The following is a 16923-nucleotide window of genomic DNA, read 5'->3' on the forward strand; positions in this document are numbered from 1 at the left end:
CCTCTGGTGTGCTGATTACCTTATCGGCCGCATCGATGCCCTGATTAAAACCGGCAAAGCCTGTGGCAAAAATGTTCTGGGGTGACAGCGTGCAACCGGCACTCTCCCCGCCTTATGGGTCACATCGTCATGCTCCGAAAGGTCCGAACCAAGAGCACTGGTTCGGCCGCGATACTCTTCAAACGCTGCCGGCAGAGCACACAGCTTGCCTTCCTGCCGCATTCACACGGAAACAGCGTATGATTATTCCTCTCACGACAATACCGATAACCGTTCGCGTCGCCGCTCTCTGCATTCTTCTGGTCTTGGCCCATTTTCCATGGCTGCAGGTTCATGCCTCCGATCCTGGCGGCAAGACGGCGCGTACCGTTCGGGTGGTCATGGACAACAACTACCCGCCCTATGTGTTTGTCAACAGCGAAGGGCAGGTCCAGGGCATCCTGGCCGACCAGTGGCGGCTGTGGCAGGAGAAGACCGGCATTCAGGTGGAAATAACCGCCACCGACTGGAAAGAGGCCCTCAGGGATATGAAGGCCGGCAAGTATGATGTCATTGATACCGCCTTCGAAACCGAGGAACGGAAAACCTGGCTCGATTTCGGCAAGCCCCATGCCCGCATTGAGGTCGCCGCCTATTTCGACAAGGCCATCAGCGCTATCACCAACGCCGATTCACTGCAGGGATTTGTCGTCGCTGTCAAGGAGGGCGACGCCGCCATCGACCTGCTGCGGAGCCGAGGGGTCAACAATCTGGTTTTTTTCAAAGGCTACGAGGCAATTGTCCAGGCCGCCAAGGAACATAAGGTCAACGTCTTCGTCGTCGATACCCCGCCGGCGCTCTATTTTCTTTATAAATACGGTCTCCAGCACGATTTCAAGGTTTCGCCGCCGATCAACGTGGGCGAATTTCACCGCGCGGTCCGAAAGGGCAACACGGCGCTCCTGCAGGAAATCGAAGCGGGCTTTGCCCTGCTCACCCCCGGTGAACTGGCGAGCATCGAAAAGAAATGGTACGGCGCGCCCCTCCTCAACGGGATTTCAGGTGCTCATCTCCTGGTGGGCGGCAGCAGCCTTGGCCTGGTTCTACTCCTACTCTTTCTCTGGAATCATTCGCTGCGAGCGGCGGTACGGAAACGAACCGCTGAGCTGGAAAGGAGCCGAGAGGCCCTGCGGGAGAGCGAGGCGCGGTACCGTGAACTGGTCGAACAGGCCAGCACCATTATTCTGCGCATGGATCGTGAGGGGCGGATCTGTTTCCTCAATGACTATGCCCTACGCTTTTTCGGCTACCAACTTGACGAAGTCATCGGTCAAAGCGTTATCGGCATCCTTGTTCCGGAAACCGATTCCGCCGGAAAAAACCTGCGCGAGATGATCGCCGACATCGGACGCCATCCCGAGCGGTACGCCATCAACGAAAATGAGAACATCTGCCGCGATGGCAGGCGCGTCTGGATCGCCTGGACCAACAATCCGCTGTGCGACGCTGAGGGTCAATTCAGCGAGATTCTGTGCATGGGCAATGAAATCACCGATCGCAGGATGGCCGAAGAAGCCCTGCGGTGGGAACGACAGCGCCTGGAGTTCGTGATTGACGGTTCGCGCCTCGGGGTATGGGAATGGAACGTCCAAACCAATGAAACCGTGTTCAACGAGATTTGGGCGGAGTTAATTGGTTATACCCTCAAGGAATTACTGCCTTACAACTACACCACCTGGGAAGAACTGCTCCATCCCTATGACGTGGAACGAGCCAAAGATGCGCTGTTTTCGTGCGTGGAAGGAAAAAACTCTGCTTACGACTGCGAGATCCGGATGCGCCACAAGAGCGGCCATTGGGTCTGGATTCTCGATCGCGGTAAGGTTTTCACCCGCGACGCCGCAGGCAACCCGCTGTCGATGTTCGGTACCCATACCGACATCACCACCATCAAGCGGGCCGAGGAGGAGGTGCAGGCCACCAGTGAGCTGCTCTCGCAGTTCATCAAAAATTCTCCGATTTACGCCTTTATCAAAGAGGTGAGCCCCACCGAGAGCCGAACCCTCAAAGCCAGCGACAATTTTCAGGATATGATCGGCATGCCGGTTGCTGAGATGCTCGGCAAAACTATGGCTGAACTCTTCCCGTCGGAATTTGCCGCCGAGATCACCGCCGACGACTGGCAGGTTGTCTCTCAAGGAAACATTCTTCAGCGCGAAGAGGTCCTGGAAGGACGGACCTACACCACCATCAAGTTTCCCATTCGGATAGGAGAAAGGAACCTCCTCGCCGGTTACACCATTGATCTCTCCGATCGCGTCCGGGCCGAGGCGGCCCTGCGGGAGAGCGAGGCAACCTTTCGCAATATCGTCCAGGCCTCGCCCATGGGTATTCACCTCTATCAGTTGGACAAGGGCGACCGCCTGGTCTTCATCGGGGCCAACCCTGCCGCGGACCGGCTTCTGGGTGTCGATAACAGCCGATATATCGGCATGATCTGCGAGGATGCCTTCCCGCAGCTGCGCGACACGGACATCCCCGAGCGTTATCGCCGGGCGGCCCGTTTCGGCGAAAACTGGCAGATCGAGCATGTCAGCTATGCCGAAGGGGGCATTACCGGCGCTTTTGAAGTCCATGCCTTTCAGATGGCATCGGACAAGGTGGCGGTCTTGTTCAACGAGATCAGCGCCCGCAAACGGGCGGAAGAGGAACGGGAAAAACTGCGGGGGCAGCTGATCCAGGCGCAGAAAATGGAATCTGTGGGCCGGTTGGCCGGCGGAATCGCCCACGATTTCAACAACATGCTGAGCGTCATCATCGGCCATTGCGAATTGGCGCTCCGGGGTCTGGAGACCGTTCATCCGCTCCATGCAAGCCTGCAGAATATCCGCATGGCGGCCGAACGGTCCGCCGATCTGACCCGCCAGCTCCTGGCCTTCGCCCGGCGGCAGACGGTCGCTCCCAAGCTGCTCGATATCAACACCACCGTGACAGGGATGCTGGAGATGCTGCGTCGGCTCATCGGTGATGGTATCGATCTGGTCTGGCAGCCGGAAAGCAATCCGGGCCAGGTCCTCATCGATCCTTCGCAGCTCGATCAGATCCTGGTTAACCTCTTCGTCAACGCCCGCGACGCCATCGGCGATACCGGCAAGGTCACCATCGAGACCGATCTGGTCACCATCGATGAGCAGTACTGTGCCGACCATATCGAGGCTTTGAAGGGCGCCTATGTTCTGCTGGCGGTGAGCGACGACGGCTGCGGCATTGATTCAGCCACCTTGCCCCACCTGTTCGAACCCTTTTTCACGACCAAGGAGATGGGTAAGGGCACCGGCCTGGGGCTGGCGACGGTCTATGGCATCGTCAAGCAGAACAAGGGGTTCATCAATGTCTATAGTGAACCCGGCCAGGGCACGACCTTCAAGATCTACCTGCCTCGGCACAGCGCCGGTACCGAGCCGGCGGTTGAGGAAGTGGCGGACCAGGCCGCAACGGGCAGCGAAACCGTCCTAATAGTTGAAGATGAGCCAATGATCCTCGAAATGGCCACGACCATGCTGGAGAGTCTGGGCTACACCGTTCTGGCCTCGTCCTGCCCGTCCGAGGCCATCCGTCTTGCCAGCGAGCACGGCGGCACGATCCAGCTGTTGATGACCGATGTGGTTATGCCCGAAATGAACGGCCGACTTCTGGCCAGCCACCTGCGCGGCCTGCTCCCCAGCCTGAACTGCCTATTCATGTCCGGCTACACGGCCAATGTCATCGCCCACCATGGCGTGCTTGACGAGGGCATGCACTTCATCCAGAAGCCGTTCACCCTGCAGACCCTTGCCGCCAAAATCAGGGAGGCGCTGGCGGCGGAGGGGACTGGGGAGACCGCTGAAGCTCGAGATCCTCACTGATCAGAATGATCTCGATTCTCCCCTTGGAGCGCATTTGGAGGTAATTGTCCAGATATTGCATACGCGCCCCGAATTGTTGCATGCAATGCTCAACTATCTCGGGACAATCCGGCAGTGTCACCGTTGAACTGTCATCGGTCTCCAAGAAGAAAACGTTCCATGTCAGCGGATGAGCATGCTGGTAGAAATACTTGACCGTTTTCGTGTTGAGCTCGACAAACGCCTCGGGCTTGAGTTTTTTTGCTTTGCAAAGGGCTGCCTTAGAGACAATGTTCCGGGCCATTACATTGCCTGAAAGGATCTTCCAGAATTTGTTGAGTTCGGTGGTAGGAGCTTTTGATCAGGTTGCAGAAATACAGGATCAGTGCGGGAAGGGGCAGTTTTCTGTTACGAGTGAAGTCTCATGATTGATGACGGTTTCGTTCAATGAAATCTTGATAAAAGATGATTTTTTGAACAAACTCAACAATATAGGTACAGGTTTTCGAATGCAGGTCCCGTGGCAGTTTGCTCAAGATTTTTAAATGTATCAGCCATGATGCCCTCCTCTGGAGGGTAGATTTGACAGGGTTGACGAAGCAAGAAAAATGCAACAATAACATAGTTTTTCGACAATGTTTGTCCGAATTACTTGAGCGTTCAGTTAATGACATTGAGTTTGAAACCACAACCTGGAGCTCATTGGCCAGCGGGGAGTACTATGAAAATATTGATCACACCACGAATGGACCGATGTATTGGTTGCCACTCCTGTTCCCTGGCCTGCGCTCGCTTGCTTCATCATCGTCTTTCCTGGGATACCGCAGGGATTCGTATTCATTCTTCTGGTGGTTTGACCACTGGATTCACCGCCGTTCATTGCTTGGCCTGCGACCCACCTCCCTGTGCCGGCGCCTGCCCTGTCGGCGCCCTTGTTCCGCGGAAGGACGGCGGGGTGACGGTCAAAAAAAAACTGTGCAATCGCTGCGGTTCATGCGCCCCCGTCTGCCCGGTTGAGGCCATTTTTATCGATCAGGAAGGAGAACCTTTTGTCTGCCTGCACTGCGGCCTTTGCGTCCCCTTCTGTCCACATGACTGCCTGGAACTGGCCGAGGCAAACAGCCTCCGCCTTTCATCCTCCAGCAATTCGACGGAGTCTGCATCATGAACGGGGATCACTTCAACATTTTACTCTTTGACCTGACCACCGGAAAAGGGGAACGCACCCAAGTAGATGGCCGCGACCAAGTAGCTGGCGGTAGTGGCCTGGCAGCCCTTCTGTTCACCCGATACGGGCAACCGGATGCCTCTTGGGATTCTCCCGGCCAGCCCCTTATTTTTACCATAGGCCCGCTCTCTGGTTACTTTCCTTTGATGAGCAAGACGATCTGCGCCTTCAAATCTCCCTACCATAATCAATATACCGAGAGCCACGGCGGCGGCCGCAGTGCGATGGCACTTCGCTTGACCGGTCTCGACGCTTTGGTGCTGATTGGCCGATCACCGACGCTTTGTTTTTTTGAAGTGAGTGGCACTCATTTTCAAGTTAGGGATTGTGGTTTTCTCTGGGGTCAGGATGTGTTCGAAACCGGCAAAATTCTGCGGCGCATGAGCAAAGGCTCCGGACACCGTTCCATCTTGCGTATTGGCCCAGCGGGAGAGAACGGTGCAGCTATAGCGGGTATCAATGTTGACACCTATCGCCATTTTGGACGACTGGGGGGCGGTGCGGCAATGGGGGTGAAAAACCTCAAAGCCATTATCCTCCACGGTGACGCCATCTTGCCCTTGCCCAAAGATAACCGCTACTCCAAGTTGTTTGCCGAGGTGCACAGCCAGGTCACGGACAATGGGATGATGAAAAAATACCACGATCTTGGCACCCCGGCTAATCTCAAGACACTCAACGATCTTCAATCCCTGCCATGGCGCAACCTCCAGGCAACGGCCGACGAGGCCGTTGATCGCATCTCTGGGGAGCGATTCGCCGATGAAGCCCTGTTGCGCAACTCAGCCTGCTCCGGATGCCCGGTAGGTTGCATTCATGTTGGATTTGTCCGGGAAAAATTCATGGACAGCCACCGATACCTGTATCGGCAGGTCAGCTATGACTATGAAACGATCTTCTCGCTGGGAACCATGTTGGGAGTGTCGGACAGGTCTGCGGTGCTCACCCTCCTTGATCTGTTCGAAAAGGCCGGCATGGACGCCATGTCCGCCGGTGTGGCCCTTGCCTGGGCGACTGAAGCCACTGAAAAGGGCTTTGTTTCCGTTCAGGAGACCTTGGCGCCACTGGCCTTTGGCGACTTCGCCGGCTACCAGCAGGCCGCTAGCTCGTTTGGCACCGGAGCCAATGCCTTCTACCGGCTTCTTGGCCAAGGAACCCTCAAAGCAGCCGAAGTATATGGCGGGAAAGATTTTGCCTGCGTGCTCGGCCAGGAAATGGCCGGTTATGCCACCGGTGAGGTGTTTTTCGCAGCACAAGCGCTCGGGTTCCGTCACTCACATCTGGACAGTGGCGGTTATTCGTACGATCAGCAACATGCAAACCAGGATGTAAACGCTGCGGTGGAATTTCTTGTCCGGGACGAAGCATCACGTGCCTTCATGACCTCCATGGTTGCCTGTCTTTTTGCTCGCAATGTCTATACCGATTCACTCCTGGCAGATTGCCTGCAGTCCCTCGGTTATAAAAAACTGGCAGCCACCATACCCGAGTGCGGCAGGAATATTCAGAAGATCCGCTGGCAGACCCGTATTGCCGGCGGTTTCCACCCTGAATCCATAACGATCCCTAAACGGTTTCGTGAAATCACCACCTGGAAAGGTCCTATTGATCCACAGTATCTCCAAGCCCTGCAAACCGAGTACGGTCAGGCGATTCTTTCACTTGTAGGTAGGTGAATAGGTCCGCGGGCAACACGGTAATAATCACACCCTGTGTGGCCACCTTTTTCATAACAATCGACAAGTACAATATCTCCTGTTTTGATGTTCATGTTATAATAGATTGGAATAATGTTGATCCTATCGCTTCGCGATAAAAATGGGGTTCAGAAAAATCCAGCACTGTCGTCTTGATTTATTGGCCGCTGTTGCACCGGTATTCAGCTTCGGGTTTGCTGCCATGCTTATGGCTGCCGGAACAATTGTCTTGTTTCATTCGGACAGAAAAGAGTAGAATTATCTCTCAGGTGCTCGTTATTCTCCAAATGAAGTGAGGGAGGCTAATATGTATTCTTCAGAAATTGATACAGAGCAGAATAGGGTGCTAGCGAAGCTTCTGCCCTGTAAGGATAGAATGTTGGGATCATACCTGGTGAACAGCAAAGTGAATAACCCGAAAAACAATGGGCCGGTTTGTGTTGCGAGAGTCTAAGTGGTGAATTACTCATCTGCGCACAAGCAAGGATATCCCGCATTTGCTCAACAAAACCTCATTGAGCATAAAAAGGAAGCCGTGCTGCAAGAAAACAGTTCAAGATTACAATTGAAGTGGTTGAGGTGGGACATGGATTTAAATTCAGGAAAAAAACATGGCAAAATATGAGCAAGGCACAGCGCCCGGAGTGATTTTTATAAATCGAGAAGTCCTTTTTGCATTCCGAGGAGGAAAACTTGAACTTAAGGACGAGAAGGTCCGTGAGAATGGTGGTACACTTCACGATAAACTGATAGCTGCCGGTGCCATTTGTATCGAAGATGGCCGTATTTAATCCTCAGATGATCAGCGATATACAAAAATTCCGGACTCGCCGATTGAAAGTTTATTGGAAGATGTTAACTTTAGCTGGATTTACATGAACTTAAAAGACGATATTAAATTGGTTATCTTGCCCTCCCAGAATTGATAATTTTTTTCAGCTTCAGCGGGTGTTCCCCCTACCCCACTGCAGGATAGAGTCCACGTCAATCCCGGTGTAGCTGTCATCAGTACACGCCCAGAAGCATAAGTATTTTCAGCTGTTTTGTACTGCACCCTCGCAATATGTGCAGGGTGAGAATGGAGAGTACCTGTACTGGCCTTTGACACCTTAAAAGCATTGTTTGCCTGACTAAAAATTTCCTCAACTTCAGATGGTGTCGGCGGCACAAGGAATATTTGGTCGATATCGCTCTGCTTAGCAGAGATTGCTTTGGGATAGCGCTTTACAACCACAGCGCATTCAACCGCCTGGGTGTTGGCGGGTGACGCCACCTTCACCTTCAAGTTTGGCACCGAACCAGGTCTCTCCACCCATGACGCGGGATATTGAAAGCTGAAACGAAACTCCTCATTGTGGTAGCTGGTTAGCTTTTCGGCACAAGTCGCAGAGGGTACAACTGCTGCCAGAATTAGAACGAGAAGGCATAAATATTTTGAACAGGCGATAGGTTTCATTTTTTAAGCTCAATCGATTTGGTTGAATAGAGTCCGACTCCTGCAAGAATGTAGACGTCAATCTATCACATTGCTGGTAACTTGCCAATCAAGCGGTTCTGCTTCAACCTGCATAATCACCTCTGGCAATCTGAAATATGGCTGAAATGGGATTGTCCACGACACCAATTTTTACAAAATAGTAGGCTAAGCAACTTGGGAGGAATTTTGCAATGGCGAACAAAAATGAATCACCTTGGGTCGCTCATGTTTTTGTTTGTACCAATGATCGTGGCGGAGAGAGAAAATCGTGCGCTGACAATAACAGCCAGCTCGTTAAATCTAAATTGAAAGAAGCTGTTCACGAGAAAGGGTGGAAAGAGAAGGTCCGGATATCTACTTCAGGGTGTATGGGACTTTGCGCTAAGGGCTCCAACGTGATGATTTACCCACAGAATATATGGTTTTCCGAAGTTTTGCCTAACGAAGTGGATGAAATCATCTCCACAATTGAACACGTCATGGCAACGGACTAATATTATTATATTTGTCATAATTCAGTAAAGAATAGCAGATCGAGCAACGGATGAGATGTGAAAAAGAGATGCAGATGGTGCGGCAGCGACCCCCTTTACCATGCTTACCACGATGATGAATGGGGAGTTCCTGTCCATGATGATCAACGCCTTTTTGAGTTTATCGTGCTTGAAGGCGCGCAAGCAGGGTTGAGTTGGCTTACCATCTTGAAAAAACGAGAAAACTACAGAAAAGTTTTTCAAGGCTTTGAATGTGAACGCGTTGCGAGGTTTTCGGAAGGCGACGTTGCCCGTCTGATAGCTGACCCGGGGATTGTACGTAATCGCCTTAAGATCGAATCAGCAATCAAAAACGCGCAAGGTGTTCTGGATATTCAGGAAGAATACGGTTCCCTTGATGCCTTTCTATGGCGCTATGTTGAGGGAAAGCCCATACAGAATGCATGGAGATGTTTGGAAGAAGTTCCAGCACAGACAAAGCGGTCCGATCAGATGAGCAAAGACCTGAAAAAACATGGTTTTAATTTCGTGGGCTCTACCATCTGCTATGCGTTCATGCAGGCAGTTGGTATGGTAAATGATCACACAATTGATTGCTTCCGATATGTGGAAATAGCAAACCTTCCCTAAAGAGAAGCGGACAGAGACCAAATTTAAAATACAGCATCGCAGGAGAGCTTCATGATAACCGTAATTGTTGAATTCAACCTCCCGCAGTCGATCACCAGCAGTCAGGCCAAAGAAATTTTCCTCAGCACGGCACCTAAATACCAAGGTATGCCTGGTTTATTGAGAAAATATTACTTCCTCACGCCGGATGGCGCTAAGGCCGGCGGAATTTACCTGTGGAAGTCTCGTAAAGATGCTGATCGAGTGTATACCGAGGAATGGAAATCGTTTGTGCGCGGTAAATACGGCGCGGACCCTTCGTTGACCTTTTTAGAAACACCCGTTGTTGTTGATAACGTCTTGAATGAAATTGTTTCGGGCACGTAATGGATTGGAAATGAGCGAGAGGCCAGGAGTTCATTGGTATAGTGCTGAGTAAATCAAACATTCAGGGAAAATTCCCGGTACTGCACACTACGCGAGGCAAATCGGCCCGAGTTAATCAGCGGACCGTTAGACCGCTGAAGAGCGTAGTAGCCTAACCGACATATCAATACAGAGACGGTACAATGGCGCTTATTCACTGCCACTTCTATTCGCAGGTTCTGGGGCTGATGTCGACCATGAGCGTGATTCTCCCCGATCCAGGACCATTGGCGGTCGGCGTCACAACCAAAAAACGACAAGTACGCTATCCGATATTATACCTTCTGCATGGGCTATCCGATGATCACACCGCCTGGCAACGCCGCACGTCGATCGAGCGCCATGTGGAAGACCTGAACCTGGCGGTTGTCATGCCCGCTGTTGATCGGAGTTATTACACAAACATGATGACTGGTCAGCGTTACTGGACGTATATCAGCGAAGAAGTGAGGTGGTCGGGGTTTGTGAGACATCCTGAGGTGTGAAATAAGCAATGTTGCTTTTATTATACAGTTACAGGCCTCAGGCTGCCTTGCTCAATTGTTCGATTCGTTTTGAATAAGCCTCATTTGGAGTCTGCTTGTCAAGTGACGAATGTTTTCTTTTCTCATTATATGAAATAGTTTCGACTTGACCTGACACCTCACTTGAAAAAATGAGGGTTACCAGTTTTGATAATGGTGCGAACCAACCATCAAAACAAATGGAGGCAACCCTCATGCTGCATGGTAACGAACGAATCGTAAAACACAAGATTGGATTGCTCAATCTGGCGGAAGAACTCTCTAATGTCTCGAGGGCCTGCAAGATCATGGGTCTTTCCCGAGATACCTTCTACCGTTACAAGGCGGCTGTTGGTAACGGTGGCATCGAAGCGCTGATCGATAAAAGCCGTCGCAAGCCCAACATCAAAAACCGTGTCGAGGAGATGACGGAAGCGGCTGTGATTGCCTATGCAGTCGAACAACCTGCTTATGGCCAGGTGCGGGCCAGCAATGAACTGCGAGCAGGGTATATTCATCTCTCCAAGCGGGGTGCGTTGTGTCTGGCTGCGTCATCAACTGGGGCGGTTCAAGGATCGCTTGCGAGCACTGGAGAGCAAGGTGGCGAAGGAGGGTTTGATCCTCACCGAGGCACAGGTGCAGGCGCTTGATGATCTTGCCTCTGGCGAAATTGAAACTTGTGGGCTCCCAGGACACCTTTTATCGGCACGCTCAAAGGTGTGGGTGAGGTGTGAAATAAGCCAATGTTGCTTTTATTATACAGTTACAGGCCTGCGGCAAGGTGGAGACGCACTGCTCTTGCCTCAATCGTGCGAGCGGTTCCATAAAACCATCCTCAATGAATTCTACCAGGTGACTTTTCGCAAAAAACTCTATGCTACAATAGAGGAACTTCAAAAAGATCTCGATTTGGAGTCTGCTTGTCAAGTGACGAATGTTTTCTTTTCTCATTATACCAGCCGAACCAGGAAGTCAGATCCTTGACAAGCTCAGTTCCCGTTTCGTATGACTTCAGGTAGATCCTTTCGTATTTCAGGGTGCGCCAAAGTCGCTCGATAAAGATATTGTCCTTGAATCGTCCTTTGCCGTCCATGCTGATTTTGACGTTCCAGGCCTTGAGGACTGAGGTGAACGCTTCGCTGGTGAATTGGCACCCCTGATCAGTATTGAATATCTCAGGAGCGCCATATTTAAAGAGAGCCTCTTTCAAAGCCTCAACGCAAAATCTGGTGTCCAGAGTGTTGGATAGTCGCCAGGCGAGAACCTTTCTGGTGGCCCAATCCATGATCGCGATCAGGTACATGAAACCCCGAGCCATAGGGATGTAGGTGATGTCAGTCGCCCACACCTGATCGGGCCTGTCAATGGTCACTCCCCGGAGCAGATAGGGATAGACCGGATGCTTCGGCTGTCGCCTGCTGGTGCCCGGCTTGGGAGCTAAAGACTCGATGCCCATGACCCGCATTAAGCGACGGACACGACCTCTTCCCACCACGAGTTCGGGAGTTGTGAGGTGATCAGCAAAGGAACGGCTCCCCATCCAGGGGTGCTCAATATAGAGTTTGTCTATCCGGGCCATCAGTTCCAAATCACCAACACGTAGACCGAAGCCAAGGCCGCGGTAATAGTTGGAACGAGGCAGTCCGAAAAGCTGGCAGCAACGCTGAACAGAAACTTCAGGATGTCCCATAGCGATCACCTGTTGTTTCTGCGCCCGGCCAAGTTCAGACCGGGCAGATTGGCTAAAAAATCGTTCTCAACCTTGAGCTTGCCGATCTGACGGTGGAGCTCGGCCACTTCGGCCTCATGGTTGACTTCTTTCTTCTTGCCCTTGCCAAAAAGCTCAGAAGCGTTCTTGGTCAGATCCTGCTTCCAGCGGGTGATCTGGGTCGGGTGAACCCGGTACTCAGTAGCCAGTTCAGCCAGAGTCTTGGACTCCGACAGTGCGGCCAGGGCTACTGTGGCCTTAAATTCTGCGCTGTGACGTGGACGATGAGGTGGGTTTGACATTGAACTTCTCCTTGCAAAATAGGTTGGTTCATTGCTTATACACCTGTCTCAATAATCGGCACCTCTTCAAAGTACCCGCCATTGCCCGTCACTTTTTTCCTCTCTCCGAGGATCGCAACAAGAACTAGCTATCGATGGGGGGGTATGGGGCCTTCAAATTGGCTTTGACCTATCCGGAGCGTTATGCGGCAGCGGCGAGTTTGTCGGGCGCGTTGGATGTGGTCCGTCTCGCACAAGCAGAACAAGCGGCGGGCCAGAGCGAGTTGAAGCACATTTTTGGCGAGGCCAACGCTTTGGCTGGCAGCCCGAATGACTTATTCTCTCTGGCTGAGCAGGTAGTTGAACAGAGGCGACCACGGCCCAGTCTGTATCAGTGGTGCGGAACGGAGGATTTTCTGTATGCGGACAATGTACGTTTTCGTGAGCATACAGAGTCTTTGGGCTTAACGATGACGTACGAAGAAGGAACAGGTGGGCACGAGTGGTCCTGTTGGGATACGCAGATTCAACGGGTATTGGCTTGGCTACCGGGTGAACCAAAAAAGACAGGGTCTGGGTAAAAAACTCAATTGAATTTGACCTGACAGGCACCTAAAAAATAGGTAACGGTCAGGTCAAGTAGCAACGAATGATATCTGCCGCAATGCAATCAATCCGCCTCCTTTAACCTTGAGGCCATGAGCGGAGAGTCTTAGGCTCCTTATTTTGTTTTCAGTTTCTTTTCCAGCACGTTCTGAGACCAAGACATGGCAGCCATGGTCTGTGGAAAACCTATCGTTGAAACCAAGAGCAGTAGGGTATGGGAAATCTCCTCGGGGCTTGCCCCCGCCTGCAGCGCCCTACGGGTATGTGAACAAACCGATCCTTCGGATTGTCCGGCGGCCGCAGCCGCCAACTGAATCAGATGAGAGGTCTTCTCATCGAGAGGACCGGCCGTGCGCAGAATTGTCCCGAGCTTTTCAACAGCACTGATAACTTCAGGGAATTTTTTACTGACTTTCTTGTAAAATGATGGTTTGCCTTTATCCGACATAGATATCTCCTTCTAAAGTTTTTAAAAGCGCCTTGCATGTCTACGGCCACTAGCCCTATCTATCGGCGGTTTGAGTAAATAACCCGTTCGTTTTTTTGAACTTTAATCCTCCAAGAGATAGGCCAGATATCGTCAGATATAAAAACCTTATACCGCACTATCTCTCCATTCTCTTCTTTTTCAAAAATATAATCCGCAAAGGAAGAGTTGGAGAATGTTTTAAACTCACCTTTACCGTCGTACTTTACCAACTCATCTCTGCTAAAAACCGTTTTTTTAATCTCAATAGCGTGGCCGTCTGATAATATAGTATACCTTGCCATGACTTCACCCCTCCGAAACCCCGGACACCACCTATGGAATGCATATCGTGGAAGAGGTGCATGCAACTCTCCACAACCCCCGGAGAGCATCTACCTTTGAACGTGATGCTATCACTAAGCCAGGAAGTCAGCCCACGCCCAGTATAGTCAGCTCTTGTTATAAACGTAGGACTGGAAATGCGGTTGTCAATGGTAGTAAATAGTTGAGAAGTGGGCTGGAAAGAACTGGACTTATCATCAAATTTACCTGTCTCAAACAGTTAGGCAAGGCTGATGTGGTCTGAATATCCTGTATGGGGAACTGGGTGGGAGGGGCTTTGGAAATCGTTTCGTAACCGAGATTATAAATGTTGTTGCGAAAAGACTGAGTGGGCAGTATCCCTCTTTTCTCTAACTGCCTGGATCTGATCGATTGTTCCTCGCAGAGTTTTGTGGCGATTACGATATTTCATGCTTTATCCTGAGAACCCTCGGGCCTGTTTTGCCCAGCAACCAAAATTGGACCAGTCTTATGCAAAGAGCGCTCATTATTCAGATTGTCATGGCATTTCTCCTGACATATCAGGGTGGTATATGCCAAACAGTAGACGCGAGTTCCACCACATCTTGGAGTACCACCGTAACAACTAAGACGTCTTCAACGTCGACGGTTCGAAGAATCACATCCTCGCCCACAACAAAAAACACATCAATATCTTCTACTGCCTGTCCAGTAAACTTTTCTGCTGCCAATCCGGTAATTAAAAAAGTTGGCAACGGAAGTAACGATCACAATTGCGTTTTGTATTTAAGGCAGCAGCGAGGAATTAAACTACCAGCTCAAAATCTTACGACTTATGCTTCAAAATTATCGATCATCAATTCACGTTTTCCATGTGAAAAAAGTGTCGCAATCATTAAAACACCTGGCAGTAATGCAGGAATTGGACACCTCGCTGAGGTGACAGGTTTAGAACAAAAAGATGGTATGATAACAATGCGGTTGTCGGAAGCCAATAATCCAACTCGAGGATATTATGAACGTACGATAACAGGAAAAAAATTAGAAGATATACAAAAGAATGCGAATATAGTCGGATATTATGTGGAACCCACTGAAATCATAAAGGCTCAAATCATCCCGGCGCCACGATATTTGTGACACGGTTTTTCTTGCTCCGTTTCTACTACTTCAGTCGTTCAAAGCTAACCTTTCTCCTGATAACTTCACTATTTCAGTAGCCCCATTCGACTCTGATGGATCGATAAAAATATCGTGTTAAATAAAGTGGGTCGGGATCAGATTATTGCGGGTTGGCCCGTTTAAGAGTGCGAGCAGTTACAGGTAAGGAGGGCGTATCGTGTACCAGATTCAGAACAGGCCGATTGCCGAGCGCATTGAATGGATTTTTGAACTCGCCAGGCGACATGGCGAGAATTTCAGCAGCCCCGAGGCATGGTTGGCGCGCCAGCGCTATCTTGCCGAGCACCCCACCGCGATTGCAGTTTTGAAATGCATGGATGGCCGCATCAACATTCCCGTGGCAACCAACACGCCCACCGGCATTCTTATGCCATTCCGCAATCTGGGCGGCATGTTCAACCTGGGCTGGCCCCACCTCGGCGAAGTGCTGGCCCATCATGTCATGCGCATGACCGGTTCGGGCAGGCGCGTGCTCATCCTTATCACCTATCACTGGTCCAAGGGCGATTCCAAGCGTGGTTGTGCCGGATTCAATCACGATACAGAAGCGGCCTTTGCCCATACCCTTGAGATCCGCCGCCAGGTGGAACACATCTTCGGCCTCGGTCATGGTACGGTCTACCCGCTCGTCTGCGGTTTTGAAACCGATGAGGATGCCCTGGTGATTCACGGGACGGATAATGGCGCACTCGATCTTGCCTCCCTTTCTGCCGACGACGGAGCAACCCTGCCCAATCTGCTGGAATCGCTCCTGCCGGACATGCCCGCCCAGATGCGCGCTGATTTACTGCCGCTCTTGCAAGGCAACATGGAGCACATCGCCCAGGTGCGCGAGCAGGTTCAACGACATGAGCGGACCCTTGATATCGAACACCGCGAGTGGATGATCTGCCTTGGCCGTGGTTTCGACTTCCTCCACACACCCAACCTGGCCCTGATCATTGGCCCCTACAGTCCGGATCTGGCCGACCCCTTGCGTAAAGCAGCCGCAATTATCGAAAATAATATGCGGGCAGGCCGCATCCCGGATGACGGTTTCCTGCTTCTGGCCTCGGTTCCCTACGACGAGATCGGTGTCGACCGGGCGCGGGCGGAATTGAAGTCGACTTTTCTTTCCCAATTCGCCGCAGAGGTCATCGGTAACGAATTCGGTGCATTGGCGCACAAGATGAAAAAGTGCACAGCCGTACTCGACTGGAATTCGCGAACTCTTGAACAGATCGACGACTGAGTAAAAAAATGGTCCGGTAAAAGAGGGGCTTATGCATGCAAGCAGATCTGTTTTTCATTTTCGCTATGCTGAGTTCACATATCTGAAATATTGACTTCCGGCTTGTAAGTCTGTTTCCGTTGGGATTGTGCAAAACAAACAGATCAGTAACCGTGTTCTTTCAAGGCCGGTGTATCGACAGGCAGGCTCTTTCACCATTAAGCCGGGCAATTTGGCCTGTCATTTCGATTACCAGACAACAGGGAGGGGACAATGATTTCAGAGAAAAAAATATTTATGCTTGGCGTGTTTCCACTGTATTTGTTGGGATTTTTCTTGTTTCCATGCTTTCTGTCGGGGGTAGCAGCAGAGCTGACAGGGGTAAAAATAGTCAATCCCTCACACGGCTACGCCAATATCAAAGGTGAGAATATCAGCTACTATTATTACAGAGCAAAAATTGCAGCAGATACAGAAAAATCCGTGCTTTTCAAACAAGACACCTGTTTCGTATCAGACCAGAAAAGTAAGAAATATTCGAAATGCTGGATTCATATAGCTGGAGCATCTGCAGGACTGTCACTTTCTCAGCAGGCGCCAATAAGTATGAAAACATTTGGCGTTGGACTTGAAGGCAGCAAATCAACCGATGTTGTTCAATGGAATACCTTGTTGATTGATGGTCCAGACGGTTCGATTGAGTTCATGATACCCAAAGGGGGGTACGTCGAACTTAACTTCCTTTGGGAAGTGCCAAAAGGATTCTCGCCAAGCAACATCAAAATCGGCGATATTGCCGAGGTCTCTCTTTGACAAAGAGAACTATCTCGAAAAGCATATCCCGAGCGTAGACTTTCTAATCATCAA

General features: G+C 51.0%; 17 protein-coding genes and 1 pseudogene. 13 read left to right on the top strand and 5 right to left on the bottom strand.

Going from position 1 to position 16923, the window contains the following annotated elements; all coding sequences use genetic code 11:
• Positions 1–239: 239 nt before the first annotated feature.
• Positions 240–3884 carry a PAS domain S-box protein gene (locus ACHZCX_RS03215; protein ID WP_319585792.1) on the top strand — a complete coding sequence of 1215 codons (3645 nt, stop codon included), beginning with the start codon at positions 240–242 and terminating at the stop codon, positions 3882–3884.
• Here the strand turns inward: ACHZCX_RS03215 and ACHZCX_RS03220 are convergent.
• Positions 3823–4167 (bottom strand): hypothetical protein, encoded by a 345-nt coding sequence (locus tag ACHZCX_RS03220; protein ID WP_319585793.1) that lies wholly within the window; start codon positions 4165–4167, stop codon positions 3823–3825. The genes ACHZCX_RS03215 and ACHZCX_RS03220 overlap by 62 nt on opposite strands.
• Before the next feature lie 417 nt (positions 4168–4584).
• Here ACHZCX_RS03220 and ACHZCX_RS03225 point away from each other — a divergent pair, with 417 nt between their 5' ends.
• The 3 genes from ACHZCX_RS03225 (at position 4585) to ACHZCX_RS03235 (ending at position 7579) form a co-directional block, all read left to right on the top strand.
• Complete coding sequence (locus ACHZCX_RS03225) at positions 4585–5031, top strand: 4Fe-4S binding protein (protein WP_319585794.1); 447 nt, start codon at positions 4585–4587, stop codon at positions 5029–5031.
• Positions 5028–6767, top strand: a complete 1740-nt coding sequence (locus ACHZCX_RS03230) for an aldehyde ferredoxin oxidoreductase N-terminal domain-containing protein (protein WP_319585795.1) — start codon at positions 5028–5030, stop codon at positions 6765–6767. The genes ACHZCX_RS03225 and ACHZCX_RS03230 overlap by 4 nt, the downstream gene beginning before the upstream one ends.
• Positions 6768–7399: 632 nt before the next feature.
• Positions 7400–7579 (top strand): hypothetical protein, encoded by a 180-nt coding sequence (locus ACHZCX_RS03235; protein ID WP_319585796.1) that lies wholly within the window; start codon positions 7400–7402, stop codon positions 7577–7579.
• Positions 7580–7659: 80 nt separating this feature from the next.
• On the opposite strand, the gene ACHZCX_RS03240 is transcribed toward ACHZCX_RS03235, so the two are convergent.
• Positions 7660–8244, bottom strand: coding sequence for a PsbP-related protein (locus ACHZCX_RS03240; RefSeq protein ID WP_319585797.1), 585 nt, complete (start codon positions 8242–8244; stop codon positions 7660–7662).
• Between the two features lie 212 nt (positions 8245–8456).
• On the opposite strand from ACHZCX_RS03240, the gene ACHZCX_RS03245 reads away from it, so the two are divergent.
• The 5 genes and pseudogenes from ACHZCX_RS03245 to ACHZCX_RS03265 all read left to right on the top strand — a co-directional run.
• Entirely contained in the window at positions 8457–8759 is a 303-nt protein-coding gene (locus ACHZCX_RS03245; RefSeq protein ID WP_319585798.1) for a (2Fe-2S) ferredoxin domain-containing protein, read from the top strand.
• A 57-nt stretch (positions 8760–8816) separates the two neighbouring features.
• Positions 8817–9389 (top strand): DNA-3-methyladenine glycosylase I, encoded by a 573-nt coding sequence (locus tag ACHZCX_RS03250; protein WP_319585799.1) that lies wholly within the window; start codon positions 8817–8819, stop codon positions 9387–9389.
• Between the two features lie 51 nt (positions 9390–9440).
• Positions 9441–9755 (top strand): YdhR family protein, encoded by a 315-nt coding sequence (locus ACHZCX_RS03255; RefSeq protein ID WP_319585800.1) that lies wholly within the window; start codon positions 9441–9443, stop codon positions 9753–9755.
• Positions 9756–9937: 182 nt separating this feature from the next.
• A complete protein-coding gene (locus tag ACHZCX_RS03260; RefSeq protein ID WP_319585801.1) occupies positions 9938–10279 on the top strand; it encodes an alpha/beta hydrolase-fold protein in 342 nt (113 codons plus the stop codon).
• A 233-nt stretch (positions 10280–10512) separates the two neighbouring features.
• Positions 10513–11206: pseudogene (locus ACHZCX_RS03265) on the top strand (helix-turn-helix domain-containing protein); the annotation flags it as partial.
• Here ACHZCX_RS03265 and ACHZCX_RS03270 read toward each other — a convergent pair.
• Positions 11175–12307 (bottom strand): IS3 family transposase gene (locus ACHZCX_RS03270; RefSeq protein WP_319585802.1). Its coding sequence is split into 2 segments (ribosomal slippage): positions 11175–12049 and positions 12049–12307, totalling 1134 coding nucleotides; the frame shifts between segments, so codons are not numbered across the junction. The pseudogene ACHZCX_RS03265 and the gene ACHZCX_RS03270 sit on opposite strands and share 32 nt — an antisense overlap.
• Before the next feature lie 134 nt (positions 12308–12441).
• Here ACHZCX_RS03270 and ACHZCX_RS03275 point away from each other — a divergent pair.
• A complete protein-coding gene (locus ACHZCX_RS03275) occupies positions 12442–12867 on the top strand; it encodes an alpha/beta hydrolase-fold protein (RefSeq protein WP_394708744.1) in 426 nt (141 codons plus the stop codon).
• A 140-nt stretch (positions 12868–13007) separates the two neighbouring features.
• Here the strand turns inward: ACHZCX_RS03275 and ACHZCX_RS03280 are convergent, their stop codons facing one another.
• Both ACHZCX_RS03280 and ACHZCX_RS03285 read right to left on the bottom strand, forming a co-directional pair.
• Positions 13008–13340, bottom strand: a complete 333-nt coding sequence (locus ACHZCX_RS03280) for a carboxymuconolactone decarboxylase family protein (RefSeq protein WP_319585803.1) — start codon at positions 13338–13340, stop codon at positions 13008–13010.
• Positions 13341–13399: 59 nt separating this feature from the next.
• Positions 13400–13663 carry a hypothetical protein gene (locus ACHZCX_RS03285; RefSeq protein WP_319585804.1) on the bottom strand — a complete coding sequence of 88 codons (264 nt, stop codon included), beginning with the start codon at positions 13661–13663 and terminating at the stop codon, positions 13400–13402.
• A gap of 511 nt (positions 13664–14174) precedes the next feature.
• On the opposite strand from ACHZCX_RS03285, the gene ACHZCX_RS03290 reads away from it, so the two are divergent.
• The 3 genes from ACHZCX_RS03290 (at position 14175) to ACHZCX_RS03300 (ending at position 16869) form a co-directional block, all read left to right on the top strand.
• Positions 14175–14804, top strand: a complete 630-nt coding sequence (locus tag ACHZCX_RS03290; protein WP_319585805.1) for a hypothetical protein — start codon at positions 14175–14177, stop codon at positions 14802–14804.
• Positions 14805–15000: 196 nt separating this feature from the next.
• Entirely contained in the window at positions 15001–16077 is a 1077-nt protein-coding gene (locus ACHZCX_RS03295; protein ID WP_394708760.1) for a hypothetical protein, read from the top strand.
• Positions 16078–16329: 252 nt separating this feature from the next.
• Complete coding sequence (locus ACHZCX_RS03300) at positions 16330–16869, top strand: hypothetical protein (protein WP_319585807.1); 540 nt, start codon at positions 16330–16332, stop codon at positions 16867–16869.
• Positions 16870–16923: the final 54 nt, after the last annotated feature.

The sequence above is a fragment of the uncultured Desulfobulbus sp. genome (assembly GCF_963662935.2).
GTDB lineage: Bacteria > Desulfobacterota > Desulfobulbia > Desulfobulbales > Desulfobulbaceae > Desulfobulbus.

What these genes read in the sequence shown, in the direction of transcription:
- ACHZCX_RS03240 (WP_319585797.1), bottom strand. Translation starts at nt 8,244, where the DNA reads ATGAAACCTATCGCCTGTTCAAAATATTTATGCCTTCTCGTTCTAATT.
- ACHZCX_RS03255 (WP_319585800.1), top strand. Translation starts at nt 9,441, where the DNA reads ATGATAACCGTAATTGTTGAATTCAACCTCCCGCAGTCGATCACCAGC.
- ACHZCX_RS03230 (WP_319585795.1), top strand. Translation starts at nt 5,028, where the DNA reads ATGAACGGGGATCACTTCAACATTTTACTCTTTGACCTGACCACCGGA.
- ACHZCX_RS03280 (WP_319585803.1), bottom strand. Translation starts at nt 13,340, where the DNA reads ATGTCGGATAAAGGCAAACCATCATTTTACAAGAAAGTCAGTAAAAAA.
- ACHZCX_RS03215 (WP_319585792.1), top strand. Translation starts at nt 240, where the DNA reads ATGATTATTCCTCTCACGACAATACCGATAACCGTTCGCGTCGCCGCT.
- ACHZCX_RS03275 (WP_394708744.1), top strand. Translation starts at nt 12,442, where the DNA reads ATGGGGGGGTATGGGGCCTTCAAATTGGCTTTGACCTATCCGGAGCGT.
- ACHZCX_RS03300 (WP_319585807.1), top strand. Translation starts at nt 16,330, where the DNA reads ATGATTTCAGAGAAAAAAATATTTATGCTTGGCGTGTTTCCACTGTAT.
- ACHZCX_RS03245 (WP_319585798.1), top strand. Translation starts at nt 8,457, where the DNA reads ATGGCGAACAAAAATGAATCACCTTGGGTCGCTCATGTTTTTGTTTGT.
- ACHZCX_RS03285 (WP_319585804.1), bottom strand. Translation starts at nt 13,663, where the DNA reads ATGGCAAGGTATACTATATTATCAGACGGCCACGCTATTGAGATTAAA.
- ACHZCX_RS03220 (WP_319585793.1), bottom strand. Translation starts at nt 4,167, where the DNA reads ATGGCCCGGAACATTGTCTCTAAGGCAGCCCTTTGCAAAGCAAAAAAA.
- ACHZCX_RS03260 (WP_319585801.1), top strand. Translation starts at nt 9,938, where the DNA reads ATGGCGCTTATTCACTGCCACTTCTATTCGCAGGTTCTGGGGCTGATG.
- ACHZCX_RS03235 (WP_319585796.1), top strand. Translation starts at nt 7,400, where the DNA reads ATGGCAAAATATGAGCAAGGCACAGCGCCCGGAGTGATTTTTATAAAT.
- ACHZCX_RS03225 (WP_319585794.1), top strand. Translation starts at nt 4,585, where the DNA reads ATGAAAATATTGATCACACCACGAATGGACCGATGTATTGGTTGCCAC.
- ACHZCX_RS03290 (WP_319585805.1), top strand. Translation starts at nt 14,175, where the DNA reads ATGCAAAGAGCGCTCATTATTCAGATTGTCATGGCATTTCTCCTGACA.